We start from the raw sequence: 15,737 nt of genomic DNA, 5'->3' as shown, positions 1-15,737 counted from the left end.
TCATGCGGCATGAAAGCCACAGCTCTCCGGAACTGTAAAGTGCGTGCCGGAAACGGAGTTACAATTGGTATGCCCTTTTATCAACTTCCCCGACACGTGCCCCTCGACCCGGTTGCGCTGCTTTCCTTCCGTCGCCTGATTGCCCTGCTGCCGCTGGCGCTGGGCCTCTTCCTGGCATCCGCCGCCCATGCCGGCGAACGCGTGGTGCTGCAGCTGCGCCATACCCACCAGTTCCAGTTCGCCGGCTATTACGCCGCGCTTGAAAAGGGCTATTACCGCGATGCGGGACTGGAGGTGCAGATCCTCGAAGGCGCCGGCCGCGACGTGCCGGAACGCGAAGTGCTCGAAGGCCGCGCGCAGTTCGGCATTGGCAGCAGTGCGCTGCTGCTGTCGCGCATGGCGGGCAAGCCGGTGGTGGTGCTGGGCGTGGTGTTCCAGCATTCGCCGTATGCGATCGCGATGCGCCGCTACGGCGAGCAGCCGGACCTGCGCCGGCTGGCCGGCGGGCGCATCATGCTGGGCCGCCTGGACGACGACCTGAAGCGCCCGAACGAGGTGGTGGCCTACCTGCGCCGCGAAGGCATCGTGCCGGAACAGCTGCAGCGCCTGGAGCACAGCTACGATCCGATGGACCTGGTGCACGGCCGCGTCGACGCGATGCTGGTCTACACCACCAACGAACCGGATTACCTGGACCGTGCCGGCTTCGCCTACGACCTGTACAACCCGCGCGCGGCCGGCATCGATTTTTACGGCGACAACCTGTTCACCAGCGAGCAGGAAGTGCAGGACCATCCCGAGCGGGTGAAGCAATTCCGCGCCGCCAGCCTGCGCGGCTGGCAGTATGCGATGAGCCATCCGGAAGAGATGGCGGACCTGATCCTGGCGAAGTACTCGCGCCGCCACGACCGCCAGCACCTGCTGCACGAGGCGCGCCAGATGGTGCCGCTGGTGCAGCCCGTGCTGGTGGAGATGGGCTACATGAACCCGGCGCGCTGGCAGCACATCGCCAGCGTCTACACGACCCTGGGCCTGCTGGCGCCGGGCGCATCGTTCGACGGCTTCCTGTACAACGCCGATGCCGCGATGGACCTGCCATGGCTGTACCGCATCCTGGCCGGCGTGGGGCTGCTGGTGCTGGTGGGCGCCGTGGTCCACGTGCTGCTGCTGGCGCGCGAGCGGCGCCGTGCGGCCGATGCGATCCGCGCCGGCGAGGAGCGCTTCCGTACGATGTTCGAAGCCTCGCCGATGGGCATCGCGCTGATCGATGCGGCCAGCGGCGCGTTCACCGACGTCAATCCGCGCTACCGCGAGATCGCCGGCCGGTCCGCCGAAGCGTTCGCGCAGCACACCTGGCCCGACTTCATGCATCCCGACGACGTGGGCGTGTGGCGCAGCGAGATGCAGCGCCTGATGTCGGGCGCAGTGCGCGAATTCCGCACCACCATCCGGCTGATCCGCGCCGATGGCAGCACGGTGTGGGTGGAAGCTTCCGTGGTGCCGCTGGCGCCGCCCCGTGGCGGGCCGCGCATGAAGCTGTGCATGATCGAGGACGTGACGGACCAGAAGGAAAACGAGGCGCTGATCTGGCAGCAGGCCAACTTCGACACGCTCACGCAGCTGCCGAACCGCCGCATGTTCCTCGACCGGCTGCAGCACGACATCGTCAAGAGCCGGCGCGACGGCAGCCGCATCGCCATCCTGTTCATCGACCTGGACCACTTCAAGGAAGTCAACGACACGCTCGGCCACCAGCAGGGCGACGTGCTGCTGGTCGATGCGGCGCGGCGCATCGCCGCCTGCGTGCGCGAGTCCGATACCGTGGCGCGGCTGGGCGGCGACGAGTTCACCGTGATCCTCACCGAACTGACCGAGACGCGCTGCGTCGACGGCATCGCGCAGAACATCATCGACAGCCTGCTGGCGCCGTTCCAGCTGGGCCAGGAACAGGCCTTCGTCTCGGCCAGCATCGGCATCACGCTGTATCCGGACGATGCCGTGAGCGTGGGCGACCTGCTCAAGCATGCCGACCAGGCGATGTACGTGGCGAAGGGCGCTGGCCGCAACCGGTTCTCCTACTTCACGCCGGCGCTGCAGGTGGCCGCGCAGAACCGCATGCGCCTCACCAACGACCTGCGCAGCGCCGTCAAGGGCGACCAGCTCAAGCTGTACTTTCAGCCGATCGTGCACCTCAAGACGGGCCGCGTGGTGAAGGCCGAGGCGCTGCTGCGCTGGCAGCATCCACAGCGGGGCCTCGTCAGCCCGCTGGAGTTCATTCCGCTGGCGGAAAGCTCCGGCCTGATCGTCGACATCGGCCAGTGGGTGTTCAACGAAGCGGTCCGCTGGGTGCAGCGCTGGCGGCGCGACATCCACCCCGAGTTCCAGGTCAGCCTGAACCAGTCGCCGGTGGAGTTCCAGCGCGAAGGCGGCAGCTACGACGTGTGGCTGCGCACGCTGCGCGAGATGGACATGCCGGGCCAGGCGATCGTCGTGGAGATCACGGAAGGCCTGCTGCTCGATGCCAGCACGATGGTCACGGACAAGCTGCTGCAGCTGCGCGACGGCGGCATCCAGGTGGCGCTGGACGATTTCGGCACGGGCTACTCGTCGCTGTCCTACCTGAACAAGTTCGACATCGACTACCTGAAGATCGACCGCAGCTTCGTCAGCAACCTGGCGCCGGAGTCGAGCGACATGGCGCTGTCGGAGGCCATCATCGTCATGGCTCACAAGCTGGGCCTGCACGTGATCGCGGAAGGCGTGGAAACGGCCAGCCAGCGCGACCTGCTGGCCGCCGCCAATTGCGACTTCGGCCAGGGCTACCTGTTCGGCAAGCCGATTCCCGCCGAGGAGTTCGACGCGTTCCTCGCCGACCGGCTCGCGATCGGCTGACGTGTCCTGGGGCCTGGCTCCAGGACACGGGCCGAGCCGCATCCGAGCGGCCTCCGTGAAGTTACATGCAAACGGCAAGTAAGCTGGTTCGATTGCCGCGATGTACCAAGCAGGCAGAAAACTGGTTAAAATGGTAATAATTTAATAATAAATTGCACCGTTCATGAAGGCTCTCATGTTTTCATCGTCCGACCTGCCAAGCCAGCACGACCGCATCCTGCGGCTCACCACGCCGCTGGGCGCCGACCGGCTCGTGGCGGAATGCCTGCGCGGCGAGGAGGGCATCAGCCGCCCGTATGAACTGACGGTGACGGCACTGTCGAACGATGCCGGCATCGCATTGAAATCGCTGATCGGCCAGCCGGTGCTGCTGGAGCTGATGACGGCAACGAGTCGCGACGCGTTGCGGCCGTTCCACGGCCACGTGACCGCCGTGCGCATGCTGGGTGCCGATGGCGGACTGGCGCGCTACGAGCTCACGATCGGTCCCTGGTACGCCTTCCTGGCGCTGGGCCGCGACAGCCGCGTGTTCCAGGAGCAGACCGTGTTCGACATTCTCGACGCGCTGTTCACCGACTGGCAGCAGCCCGGCAAGCTGGCGCCGCAATGGCGCTACGATATCGCCGACCGGGCCATCTACCCGAAACGTTCGCTCACCTGCCAGTACCAGGAATCGAACCAGGCGTTCGCGGAACGGCTGATGCGCGAGGAGGGCCTGTTCTACTACTTCGAGCACGGCGGCGATGCCGGCAGCGCCACGCTCGGCAGCCACACGCTGGTGATCGCGGACCACAACGGCAGCTTCCAGCCCAATGCGCAGCCGGTGGTGCGCTTCACGCAGCCGGGCGCCGTGATGCGGGAGGACAGCATCGACCGCTGGCGCAGCGAAGTGCGCTGGACGCCGGGCGGCGTGGACATCGACAGCTGGGACTACCGCAGCAACGGCACGCGCCGCGTCAGCGCAGCGGCGGCGGATGGTGGCACCGGACCGCTGATCCGCGATACACCTGGTGCCTATGCGTACACCTCGCGCGCGCATGGCCAGCGCATCGCCGACCGGCAGCTCGAAGCACTGCAGGCGCGCCGCGCACTATTCACGGGTGCCGGCACGGTGCGCACCCTCGCTCCCGGCACCACGTTCACGCTGGCGGGGCAGGCAGTGCTGGACGAAGGCGACGATGCCGGCCGCACCTTCGCCGTGCTGCGCGTGCTGCACCTGGCCCACAACAACCTGAGTACGGACATCCGCGAGAAGGCTGCACAGGCGCTCGGCGTGAGCGCGCTGGCGGAACTGGTCACGCGCGAGCAGGGCACCAGCCTGCATGCCACCGGCCCCGCGAAGGGCGAGCGCCCGCTGTACCGCAACCGCATCGATGCGATCCGCAGCAATGTCCCTTACCGCAGCACCGACAGCGACGGCCATGGGCTCGTGCTGCGGCCCAGGCCGACCATCCGCGGCCAGCAGACGGCCATCGTGGTCGGCCCGCCCGGTGCCGCGATCCACACGGACCGCGATCACCGCATCAAGGTGCAGTTCCACTGGCAGCGTGGCGAGCAGAGCCACAGTCGCCTGGCCCACCCGGCGCCGCAGGGTCACAGCGGCGCACCGGGCGACGATAGCGCCGGCACGTGGGTGCGCATCGCCACGCCGCTGGCACCCGTGGCGGGCGCGAACTGGGGCAGCGTGGCGGTGCCGCGCGTGGGCAGCGAAGTGCTGGTGGATTTCCTCGATGGCGACATCGACCGCCCGGTGGTGATCGGCAGCGTGTACAACGGCCGCGGTGCGACGGATGCGCAGACCAACCAGGTGAACGCCGGCGCCGGCAACGCCACCGGCAACGCGCCGGCATGGTTCCCGGGCGAAGCGGCGGCACATGCGCATGCGGCGGTGCTGTCCGGCCTGAAATCGCAGGCCATGGGAGCCAGCCAGGACGGCACCGGTGCCTACAGCCAGCTGGTGTTCGACGACACGCCGGCGGAACCGCGCGTGGCCCTGCAGCGCCATGCTGCGGCGCACGAGGGTACCGATGAACTGAACCTGGGCCATCTGCGTCACCAGACCGACAACCAGCGCCTGCAGCCCGCCGGGTTCGGCGCCGAACTGAAAACGCGGCACGCGCTGGCGCTGCGTGCCGGCCAGGGCCTGCTACTGTCCGCCGATGTCCGCGCGGGCGCCACCGGCCATCAACTCGATTCGCGCGAGGCCGTGGCGCAGATCGGCGCCAGCGCGGAACTGCAGAAGTCCCTCGCTGAAACGGCCCAGAAGCACCATGCGAAGCTGAAGGAAGAGCCGGAACCTGCGAAGCTGCCCGCGCTGGAACAGCTGCGGCACAGTGCCGAGGTGGTGGAAACCGGTGGCGCCGGGGCCGGCAGCGGCGACGGCGGACAGGGCAGCGCAACGGCCTGGAGCGAGCCGCAGCTGCAGCTGTCCAGCCCTGCCGGCATCGCCGCCGTCACGCCGGCCAGCGCCGTGGTCGCGGCGGGCGCCACCACCAGCTTCGCCGCCGCGGAAGACGTCAACCTCGTCTCGCAAGCGAACCTGGTCCACATGGTGAAGGAGGGCATCGGCCTGTTCACGTCCGGCACCGCTGCCTCGGCCACCAAGCCCAATCAGGAAACCGGCATCCGGCTGCATGCGGCCGCCGGCAAGGTCAGCGTGCAGAGCCAGTCGGATGCCACGCGCATCACGGCCGACAAGACCATCACCGTGGCCAGCGTGACGAAGTACGTGTCCATCAGCGGCAAGGACCATGTGATGCTGACCGCTCAGGGCGCGTCGTTGAAGCTCGAGGGCGGCAACATCATGATTCACGGGCCGGGCACGATCGCGTTCAAGGCAAGTGCGAAGGAGCTGGCCGGGCCGGCCAGTTCCAGCGCGGCAGGCGAACTGCCGAAAGGGACGATCAAGGGCTGCGAGCAGGCGACCAGGGATGCCAGCGCCGCGCAGGCGGGAGCACAAACGCTGTGATGGCAGCGTGGACGACGTCGGAGCCCGACGATCCGCCGGTCGATACCGGATGGATGCCGCACCTGCAGGCATTGCACCGCTACTTCTTCGAGATGGCGGCCGATGCCTGCGTGCTGTGGGTGGATCCGGCCCAGGGCGATCCGTTCGCCGGCCACCCGCTCGTCGAGGCGCGGCGCGTGCGCGTGCCGATTGCCCATCCCCGCTTCGACTTGCAGTTCGCGCCATATCTCGTGCCGCTCGATCTGCGGCGGTCCGGCGACGCCGCGGTATTCAGCGACAGCGTGCGGATCGCGTGGCAGGCGTGGCAGCCGGATCATCTCGCGGCAGCCAACGGCCAGCCGATCGCGGGCTGGATCCGCACCGGCAACGACGCTGCCGTCGTCGCGCAGCACTGGGCGCAGAATTGCCATCTGCATGTGCAGGGCGGCTTGAACAAGCTGCTGCGGTTCCAGGATCCCGGCGTACGCGAATGGTTATGGCTTGCGCTGGATCCGGCGCAGAAGCGGCAGCTGCTGGGGCCTGCCACGACGCTTGTCGGCTTCAGCCGCGCGCAGCAACTGCAGTATCACGAGTTGCCTGCGGCAGTGGACAGCGTGCCCGCATCGGCCAGGCTGTCATTGCATCCGGACCAGTGGGCGCAGGTGGATGACTATGCGACATTGCACGCCGCCTGGTTGAGGGTGCGGTCGGCGCACGGTGCGGCGCGCATCGATGCGCGTGCCATCCTCGGCGCCATGCAGCACGCCACGCGCTATAACATCATCGACGCACAGGATCGCGTGCTGTTCGCCAGCCATGCGCTGACGCTGGGGCCGGAATTCCATGCCGATCCGCGGCTGGCAGAAGTGTTCAAGCTGACGACGCAGGGCGAGTTCTATGGCGGTGCTGTCGAGGATATCACGGGCCTGCCCGCGGATCGCCTGGAGGCGTTGATCGGGCAGCAGCAGGCTGGCGCTGCGGGCTAGTACCTGAAATACATGGCGCCGAATTCGAACGTGTCGTTGGGTTGATGCTTGCCTCGGGACGATTTCACGAGATCTATTTTTGAAGCATTTGGCAATTCCAATAGCACGAACCCATTTTCCGCGATATGAGTGAAAGGAATCCAGTTTCGAGTCATGCTGTACGCCGCAACAGCCATGAAGCCATGAATTCCTGCCAGTACCCAGCCTCCACCTGCGCTGAACGTTCGTGTATAGACCTGTTTCGTCGTCATGGGGTCCATCGTACTAGCTATCGCTAACAGAACAAGTTCGAAAAATAGCGACGCATAAATCCACCATTTGATGGCGTTCAGTATGTGGGGTCTTATGGTACGTGTGCAGTGCGGATATAACGCGATTGTTCGATCCGACGGTCGGGCAATGGCAAAACATTCATGCTGGTCCAAGCGCCATTCTGCGGCAACCTCCACCACATCGCCATCCCTGAACGGGCTGCGCCAAAGCCAGCCACTGACGCGCCTGCCGTCAAGCATGAAGGATACATAATCTGCCTCCTCTTCCATCGCTGAGGCATTGCTTGCAACGGAAACGGCCTGCGCGCCCAGTCCCGCTAACGACGCGCGACGGCGATCACGCCGAATCCAGCCTGGTCATTTTTCGTAAAGAAGAAACTGGCTTCCTGTCGCGTGACCCGATAATCCGAAATCGTCCCGCTCAGCCTCACCAGGCCATCGGGCGACGGTATTTTTTCAAAGCGGGTCATCGACGGATCAATAGCGGAAGTACATGGCGCCGAATTCGAAGGTGTCGTCGGGTTGCTGCTTGCCGCGCGATGACTTCACGAGGTCCACATTGCCCGGAGACGGCAATCCCAGCGTGCTGAATACTTTTTCCGCCACCCTGACGAACGGCAGCCATTTTTTTGTCATGCTGTAGACAGCGAAAGCCATGACCAGATGGATGGCGCCGATGACCCATCCCGCACCAGCCTTGAAGGCGCCTGTCCAGTATTCGACGATGGTCGTATTGAGCGTGCTGGAAAGTGCCACCACACCGACGTCGAAGAATATGGCGGCATAAATCAGCCACTTGATCGCGTTCCTGATGTGCGTGACCTTGCCGCGCGTGCAGTGAGGGTACAAGGCAATCGTTCTGTCTGCCGGTCTGGCGATGCCGAACACCTCGTAGTGATCGGAGCGCCACTCCGCTGCAATCTCGACGCGGTCGCCTTCCTTGAACGGACTGCGCCATAGCCAGCCGCTGACGGCCAACCCGTCGATGTCGAAATGGACGTGATCGGCTTCCTCGTCCAGCGCGGTGGCATTGCTTGCAACCGAGATGGCCTGTGCGCCCAGTCCGGCCAGCGAAGCGGCGATGGCAATCGCCCCGAAGCTCCTTTGATCGCCTTTTGTGAAGACAAAGCTCGCGGATTCACGGACCACCCGGTAATTCTCGATGACGCCGCCGATATGTACCAGTCCGTCGCCGCGTGGATGTTCAACAAAGTCAGTCATCGGTTTGCAGTCGCCTTAATCATGCATCATCATTTCCTCGACACTTGGCCGAGGTAGTGCCAGAAGTTCTTGTGCTGTTGGCGTCTTCGCTGCGGGCGCCGGTGCCATGCCCATGCCGACCATCGTATCTTCCAGGGCCGTGGTTTGTTCGTTGACGGATTTGTACCGTTCGTCGGATTTGCCATCGACGCCGAACGTGCACCGGGCGCACCATATCTCCAGATCGTTCCTGCTGAACACCCAGATCAGGATCTGGATGCCGAAAGCGACAACGGTGACCCAGGCGCCCACCGACATGAACAGGATGCGCGTCGCAATGATCGCGGCCGCCCGGCCGCCAGCGACCCGCGCGGCCGTGCCGAGGGCTGGTCTGCCCAGCATGCGGCCAAGCACGGGTGCGGAATACGTGAATGTGGTCGCGAAGGTCAGGACGGCGCCCGTGCCACCGACGAATGCCTTGAGCAGGTAAAGGGAAGACACCAGCCGCTCGCCCTGTGCCCGCTTTTTTTCCGCCTCGTTGACATCGATATACGCCGTCAGGGAAGCGGCCAGCGTGCTGAGTACCCCGCCGATGAGCTTCAGCCGTTGGAACGACCAGCTGTCGCCGGCGCCTTTTGCAACCGCCTTCACCGGCACGGTCGCCAGATCGAACAGGGCGCTGGAAATCGTCATGCCGGATGCGGCCAACGACAGCCAGCTCTTCTTGTCATTCTTGGTCAGGCAATCATTGAGCAGCTTGCTGAAATTGACGCCTTCGACCAGCATGATCAGCAGTGCCAGTCTTGCATCGCGCATCGAGTTGGCCGCCTTGGCATTGGTCTCGTTGAAATCCTTCCAGGCCTTGCCCAGCGCTTCCGATTGTTTGGTCTTCAACTCCTTTGCGGCGCTGAGCGAGCCGGCTTTCGATTCACGCAGGCTTTTCAGGAGCTGGGAGCGGACTGCCGGTTCGTTCGCTACCTGAACATTGATCAGCTTCAGCGATTCCGCAGGTGTCAGCAGGGCCCGCACGCCAAAGAGATGCTGGATCATCTTTTCACTGGCGTAGTCGGCCAGGCCGAAAATACGGAACTGGCCGAAAATACGTTCCCCGGCCGTCATCACGACGAGGTCCGTGCCACGGGCATTGATGGGGTTGAGCTTGACGCCGAAGGCCTTGCTGCCTTTCTCCGAAGCGGCATCCGTGTTCGAGCTGTTAAAGCTGGCGAATTTCTTGTAGGTGTCGATCAATGCCTTGAGCGATTTCGACATGGTGGTCAGCCAGTCGATCGAGCCGCCGGGTGTTTTTTTGGCGGCATGTTGCGCCGCTTCCGCAAGGTAGCTGTCCAGCTCGGCCAGGCCGGCGGTCTGGTTGAGGGCGACCGATCGCCACAGCAGATTCTGCTCGCCGGTTTTCAGGTCCTCGATCCAGGCATCGAGTTTCTTCTGGCCAGCCTCGCTCGTTTGCATGCCGAAAATAGCCTGCCCGACGTGCGCATCGTAAGCAATGCCATCTGCAATACTCGCACCGTGGAATTCCGTGAAGGCGTCGACCAGATAGCGCGATTCGAGCCAGGTGACGAGATCGGCGGCACGCTCGTTCATCAACCTGGCGGCGGCCATCAGGAATTTGTCGTAATTGATCTTGTAGAGCTCATACAGCTTCTTCCCCCCAGCCCCGCCAGCCAGCTGATCCTCATACTTTGCCCAGGCATTGGCGCGCGCGCCTTCGATATTCTTTGCTGCGTTCTTCTGCCGCAGCGCCACCAGCTCGTTGGCTTCCTTCTTGATCTGGGCGATCTCCGCGCCGCGCGCCGGTTCGCTCAGGTAATTCGCCTGATCCAGCCTGATCATGTACAGCGAGCCGGGCACCTTGCGCTGTTTCCAGTCATCGATGATGTCGCAGATTTCCAGCTGGTTGGCGCGCTGCGGCGCCGGCAGTTTTGCCGCGTTGAGACGCCGCTGGGTGGTGTCGCCCTGCCACGTGGAATTCTCGATGGCCTGCTTCTGATATTCGTCGACGTCCTCGGCCGCCTTTTTCGACAGCGCGTTCTTCAGGCCTTCGATGGCCATCATGGCCGACACCTGCAAATCGCGTTCGGCGTTGTACTTCTCCACCCAGCCGGTGGTCTCGTTACGGAACCCGTTCAGTTCATGGACGATGCCCACCGCATCCCACAAGCCGATCATGATGGGCGGATGGTCCTTGCCTTTCGGGTTCCGGCTGATCTGCTGCATGAGCTTCGCCAGCGGCTCGCTCTGGTCCTTGCGCGCGACGGCCCTGTAGCGCGTGGTCAGCATCGCCAGCGACCGCTGCCTGTGCGCGCCGCTTTCCTCGCTGATCGCCGGAATCGCCGCACCATTCAGCGTATCGGCATGGAAGCCGGGCTTGTATTCCAGGACCTGCTCGATGTTCGCCCTGGTGGCCGGCAGGCCATGCCGGTAGCCGCCGGCCGTTACCCATGTCGCCGGCAGGAACGTCTGCATGCGGCGATCTCGCATCTTCGCGTCCTTCGCGAAGTCGTCGAAGGTTTCCTTGCTCCAGCGATGCTCGGAAAACGCGATCCAGACCCGCTTGCATTTCTCGGGTGATTCGATGGTGATGACGGAGGCGGGCAGGTTATGGCCGTCGCGGGAGCAGGCCGGTTCCTCGTTCACGGGCTTCATCGCTTCCGGCGACAGCTGCTTCCAGAGCGTTCCCGCCTCGCTGACGCTGTAGACCTCCCACGTGATCTGGCTGCCGCGCGGATGCTTCTCGTGAAATACGTAGAGGTACCCCTGCCGAAGTGTCCGCAACGCATATTTGTACTGGGTGAGCTTGACGTCGGCGACCTTGTTGCCCAGCGGTGCCGGAAGCGCTGCATCGATGGTTTGCGGTACGACGGCGTAGCGGACCGGCAGGATGGCCAGCCCGGACTTGTTGCAGTTCGGGCAGTTCGGGTTCTGTGGATTCGTGCAGGGCATAGGCGTGTGCTCGGCGGTGGTCGGAACGCGACCCGTGAATACTGGCTATAGGAAAATATTATCTCATTAATAAGTCCCCCACGGAGCACTGTTCGGGCCGCTGGTGCACGACGGCCTGGAACGACGATAATACCGGGTCTCGCTAGCCTGTCACGATAGTCAAACTCAATTGACTTTATTGTGACAATCAATTTTTCAAATAGCCGAGAGCTCGTTAAACTACGTACTCATTGATTCACAACCCTCACGAGGAAAACGCAAATGTCCCTGATCAACACCCAAATCAAGCCGTTCAAAGCCAATGCTTACCACAACGGCAAGTTCATCGAACTGAGCGAAGAGTCCCTGAAGGGCAAGTGGTCGGTCTTCGTGTTCTACCCGGCTGACTTCACGTTCGTCTGCCCGACCGAACTGGAAGACCTGGCCGATAACTACGCCGAATTCCAGAAGCTGGGCGTGGAAGTGTACGGTATCTCCACCGACACCCACTTCGCCCACAAGGCATGGCACGACACGTCGGACGCCATCAAGAAAGTGCAGTACCCGCTGATCGGCGACCCGACCGCAACGCTGTCCCGCAACTTCCAGGTGCTGATCGAAGAAGAAGGCCTGGCACTGCGCGGCACCTTCGTGATCAATCCTGACGGCTTCATCAAGGTCCTGGAAATCCACGACAACGGCATCGGCCGCGATGCAACCGAGCTGCTGCGCAAAGTGAAGGCTGCCCAGTACGTTGCTTCCCACCCGGGCGAAGTGTGCCCAGCCAAGTGGTCGGAAGGCGCTGCCACCCTGACCCCGTCGCTGGACCTGGTCGGCAAGATCTAAGCAATAAAAAGTAGGTAGTACAGCTGCCGGGCGTGTGCCCGGCAGCAAACAGAATGCAGAAAAAGGAAATGTCATGCTGGATGCAAATCTCAAAACCCAACTGAAAGCCTATCTGGAAAAAGTGGTGCAGCCGATTGAGATCGTTGCATCGCTGGATGACTCTGCGAAAGCGCAGGAAATGCAGCAACTGCTCGCCGATATCGACGGCTTGAGCGACAAGATCACCCTGGTCCGGGACGACGCTGCCAACGTGCGCAAGCCGTCGTTCTCGATCAACCGTGCCGGCACCGACATCGGTGTGCGTTTTGCCGGCATCCCGATGGGCCATGAGTTCACCTCGCTGGTGCTGGCCCTGCTGCATGTGGGCGGCCACACGATCAAGCTGGACGAAGCGACGATCGAACAGATCCGCAACCTGGACGGCGATTTCGAATTCGAGACCTTCATCTCGCTGTCGTGCCACAACTGCCCGGAAGTCGTGCAGGCACTGAACACGATGTCGGTCATCAACCCGCGCATCAAGGTCACCACGATCGATGGCGGCGTGTTCCAGAAGGAAGTCGAAGAGCGCCAGATCATGGCGGTACCGATGATGTTCCTGAACGGCCAGCACTTCGGCCAGGGCCGCACGAACGTGGAAGAAATCCTCGCCAAGCTGGACACCAACGCCGGTGCCCGCCAGGCGGCTGAACTGAACAAGAAGGACGTGTTCGACGTGCTGATCGTCGGCGGCGGTCCTGCCGGCGCGGCGTCCGCGATCTACGCGGCCCGCAAAGGCATCAACACGGGTGTGCTGGCCGAGCGTTTCGGCGGCCAGGTGCTCGATACGCTGGCGATCGAGAACTTCGTCTCCATCAAGGAAACCGATGGCCCGAAATTCGCCGTGGCGCTGGAACAGCACGTCAAGGAATATGAAGTCGACATCATGAATACCCAGCGTGCCGTGAAGCTGGTGCCGGGCAAGGTCAACGAGATCCACACGGCCACCGGCGCCGTGCTGAAGGCGAAGACCGTGATCCTGTCCACCGGTGCACGGTGGCGCGAGATCAACGTGCCGGGCGAGAAGGAATACCGCAACCACGGTGTTGCCTACTGCCCGCACTGCGATGGTCCGCTGTTCAAGGGCAAGCGCGTGTCCGTGATCGGCGGCGGCAACTCGGGCGTGGAAGCGGCGATCGACCTGGCCGGCATCGTCCAGCACGTGACGCTGATCGAGTTCGGTAACGAACTGCGTGCCGACGCCGTCCTGCAGCGCAAGCTGCGCTCGCTGCCGAACGTGACGATCCTGATGTCGGCCGCCACGACCGAGATCCATGGCGATGGCAAGAAGGTGAACGGCCTGTCGTACAAGGACCGCAACACGAATGAAGTGCATCGTGTCGACCTGGAAGGCGTGTTCGTGCAGATCGGCCTGGTGCCGAACACGGAATGGCTGAAGGGCACCGTGGCGCTGTCGAAGCATGGCGAGATCGAGATCGACGCGAAGGGCCAGACCTCGGTACCGGGCGTGTTCGGCGCCGGCGACGTGACCACCGTGCCGTACAAGCAGATCGTGATCGCCGTGGGCGCCGGCGCGACGGCCGCACTGTCCGCCTTCGACCACCTGATCCGCTCCGGCGACGACGAAGTGGAAGCGGAGCAGGCCACGCTGGCCGCCGCCGCGTAAGCTTTATCGGCGCAAGCAAAAGGGGAGCCTCGGCTCCCCTTTTTTTGTTGCCTCGAAAATGGGGACAGACCCCATTTTTCTGGCAACTATTTCAGGTCCACGCTCGCTTCCTTCACCCGCAGCGAGCGCGCATACCGGTGCCGCGCCTGCAGCCGCGCATCCGTGATCAGCACGCCCAGCGTCTCGCCCACCACCATCACCACGCCCAGCAGCGGCAGCACCAGCATCAGGCCCGTCACGCCGGCCAGCGCGCCGCCGATGAAGATCATCACCACCGTCACCAGCGGGTGGATGCGCAGGCTGCGGCCCAGCGTCATCGGCATGAACACGAAATCGTCCAGCAGGCGCGCCGCGATGAACACGCAGATCGCGCTGTAGGCCACCACGTTGTTGTCCGGCGCCTCGATCGATGCCACCAGGATCACGACGAGGCAGCCGACGATCGAGCCGACATACGGCACCCACGCCAGCACGGCGGCGATCAGCCCGAGCAGCAGCGGCGACGGCAGGCCGATGGCCCACAGGCCCAGCGCCAGCACGACCGTGTCGATCGCCGTCAGCTTCAGCATGCCCTGGAAATAGCGGCGCGCCGTCTGGTCGACTTCGTGCAGCAGGAACAGCGTCTTTTCAAAGAACGCGTTCGGCACGGCGCGCGCCAGGAAGCGCTTGAAGCGGCGGCCGTCGCGCAGGAAGAAGAACGACAGGAACGGCGCCAGCAGCAGCGACGGCACCCAGGCCGCCATCGCAACGAGCAGGTCCGTCAGGTGATGCTGGAGGAAGTCGCGCGAATACAGCGCCAGGTTGCGCTCGACGGAATCGCCCAGGTGGGCCGGCTGCAGGAACGGGAACTGGTGTTCCAGCGCGGCCAGCATGTTGCGCACGAAGCCCACGCCGGCGGACAGGTAGCGGGTGGGCATGTTGGCCCAGCCCGTTTCGGGTGCGGGAATCCAGACGATCGCGATCAGCGCCGCCAGCAGCGTGACGATGCCGAAGCCGAACCCCACGAGTACCGCCGCCGTATTGCGGGTAAAGCCCATGCGCAGCAGGCGCTGGAATGGCGACAGCATCACGTAGTACAGGATGACGGCCAGCAGGAACGGCACGGACAGCCACAGCACCTGCTGCATCAGGAAGACCAGCGCGCACGTGGCGGCAATGATGCCGCACCAGACGATCGGGCCGGACTGGTGCTGGTCCTGCGTCACAGCACCTCCATGTGCGGCGCGTCGATCGACATGCGCTCGCGCAGCCGCGCGCCGATGTGGCGGGCCAGCGCCAGCGAGATCTTGTAGCCGATGACGGCATCGGTTTCCATCAGGCTCATGAAGTCCGCGCGGAAGAACACGGCCAGCTCGCAGTCGTCCCAGGCGCGGGCCTGGGCGGTACGGGGGGAATTGTCCAGCAGGGCCAGGTCGCCGAAGAACGCGCCCGGCGACAGCTCGGTGATGATCTCTGGGACGCCGTTCACGGTACGGCTGATCTGCACGTGTCCGGCCGTGACGAGGTACAGCGCCTGGCCTTCCTCGCCCTCGTCGAAGATGATCTCGCCGGCCAGGTAGCGCCGTTCGTGCATCAGGCCATCGACGATCTTCAGTTCCAGCGGTGTCAGGGTATTGAGGAGGACGGTCTCGCGCAGGCGGGTCAGGCGCGGCGACAGGGGAGGCGGCTTGAGAAAACCGAAAATCACGGGAGCTCCAGGAGGGTGCGGTAGAAGAAAGTTGCACGCTCATTGTCGCTGGTTTTAGCCAGACGCGAATGTGTTCTGTAGCACAAACGCAAATGAAAACCTGCAAATGAAAAGGCGCTGTCACCTTTCGATGACAGCGCCTTCCATAATGCTGGCGGAGCGGACGGGGCTCTCCCACATCCTGCGGGCCGCGGTTCCGCTTGCAGGCGAAACCCTTCGAGCCCGAGGACCGTATTGTCCGCAGGGACAATACTCTGCTCACTAGTTTGTCGCACAAACACAAAACCTGAAATGGAAAAAG

12 protein-coding genes are annotated in these 15,737 nt (G+C 63.8%); 5 read left to right on the top strand and 7 right to left on the bottom strand.

What is annotated here, in order from left to right:
- Positions 1-96: 96 nt before the first annotated feature.
- The 3 genes from IP91_RS26735 to IP91_RS21830 all read left to right on the top strand — a co-directional run bounded on the left by IP91_RS26735 (position 97) and on the right by IP91_RS21830 (position 6,825).
- Positions 97-2,892: an EAL domain-containing protein gene (locus IP91_RS26735; protein WP_307724433.1), complete on the top strand. Its 2,796-nt coding sequence runs from the start codon at positions 97-99 to the stop codon at positions 2,890-2,892.
- 175 nt (positions 2,893-3,067) lie between these two features.
- The gene (locus tag IP91_RS21835) at positions 3,068-5,860 is read left to right on the top strand and encodes a type VI secretion system Vgr family protein (protein WP_145651953.1); all 2,793 of its coding nucleotides are present in this window, start codon (positions 3,068-3,070) and stop codon (positions 5,858-5,860) included.
- Entirely contained in the window at positions 5,860-6,825 is a 966-nt protein-coding gene (locus IP91_RS21830) for a DUF4123 domain-containing protein (protein WP_145651951.1), read from the top strand. Before IP91_RS21835 ends, IP91_RS21830 begins: the two co-directional genes overlap by 1 nt.
- Here IP91_RS21830 and IP91_RS21825 read toward each other — a convergent pair.
- From IP91_RS21825 to IP91_RS21815, 4 genes are read right to left on the bottom strand one after another with little or no spacing between them, the layout of a single operon-like run.
- Positions 6,822-7,367, bottom strand: coding sequence for a putative type VI secretion system effector (locus IP91_RS21825; RefSeq protein ID WP_145651949.1), 546 nt, complete (start codon positions 7,365-7,367; stop codon positions 6,822-6,824). The two genes, IP91_RS21830 and IP91_RS21825, sit on opposite strands and share 4 nt — an antisense overlap.
- A gap of 47 nt (positions 7,368-7,414) precedes the next feature.
- Positions 7,415-7,567: a hypothetical protein gene (locus IP91_RS26125; protein ID WP_158643187.1), complete on the bottom strand. Its 153-nt coding sequence runs from the start codon at positions 7,565-7,567 to the stop codon at positions 7,415-7,417.
- 7 nt (positions 7,568-7,574) lie between these two features.
- The gene (locus IP91_RS21820; protein ID WP_145651947.1) at positions 7,575-8,318 is read right to left on the bottom strand and encodes a putative type VI secretion system effector; all 744 of its coding nucleotides are present in this window, start codon (positions 8,316-8,318) and stop codon (positions 7,575-7,577) included.
- Positions 8,319-8,333: 15 nt separating this feature from the next.
- Positions 8,334-11,258: a T6SS effector BTH_I2691 family protein gene (locus IP91_RS21815; RefSeq protein ID WP_145651945.1), complete on the bottom strand. Its 2,925-nt coding sequence runs from the start codon at positions 11,256-11,258 to the stop codon at positions 8,334-8,336.
- Between the two features lie 261 nt (positions 11,259-11,519).
- Here IP91_RS21815 and ahpC point away from each other — a divergent pair, with 261 nt between their 5' ends.
- Together ahpC and ahpF are read left to right on the top strand one after the other, a co-directional pair.
- The gene (gene ahpC / locus IP91_RS21810; protein ID WP_145651943.1) at positions 11,520-12,083 is read left to right on the top strand and encodes an alkyl hydroperoxide reductase subunit C; all 564 of its coding nucleotides are present in this window, start codon (positions 11,520-11,522) and stop codon (positions 12,081-12,083) included.
- Between the two features lie 73 nt (positions 12,084-12,156).
- Positions 12,157-13,749 (top strand): alkyl hydroperoxide reductase subunit F, encoded by a 1,593-nt coding sequence (gene ahpF, locus IP91_RS21805; RefSeq protein ID WP_145651941.1) that lies wholly within the window; start codon positions 12,157-12,159, stop codon positions 13,747-13,749.
- An 86-nt stretch (positions 13,750-13,835) separates the two neighbouring features.
- On the opposite strand, the gene IP91_RS21800 is transcribed toward ahpF, so the two are convergent.
- The 3 genes from IP91_RS21800 to IP91_RS26320 all read right to left on the bottom strand — a co-directional run.
- A complete protein-coding gene (locus IP91_RS21800) occupies positions 13,836-14,954 on the bottom strand; it encodes an AI-2E family transporter (RefSeq protein WP_229474816.1) in 1,119 nt (372 codons plus the stop codon).
- Positions 14,951-15,436 carry a cyclic nucleotide-binding domain-containing protein gene (locus IP91_RS21795; RefSeq protein ID WP_145651939.1) on the bottom strand — a complete coding sequence of 162 codons (486 nt, stop codon included), beginning with the start codon at positions 15,434-15,436 and terminating at the stop codon, positions 14,951-14,953. The genes IP91_RS21800 and IP91_RS21795 overlap by 4 nt, the downstream gene beginning before the upstream one ends.
- Positions 15,433-15,737 (bottom strand): hypothetical protein (locus tag IP91_RS26320; protein WP_206752334.1); only part of this gene is annotated, 305 nt, incomplete at its 5' end. The genes IP91_RS21795 and IP91_RS26320, both read right to left, overlap by 4 nt.

Source organism: Pseudoduganella lurida, assembly GCF_007830455.1.
GTDB lineage: Bacteria > Pseudomonadota > Gammaproteobacteria > Burkholderiales > Burkholderiaceae_D > Rugamonas > Rugamonas lurida.
This window is presented reverse-complemented; position numbering and strand designations above follow the sequence as displayed.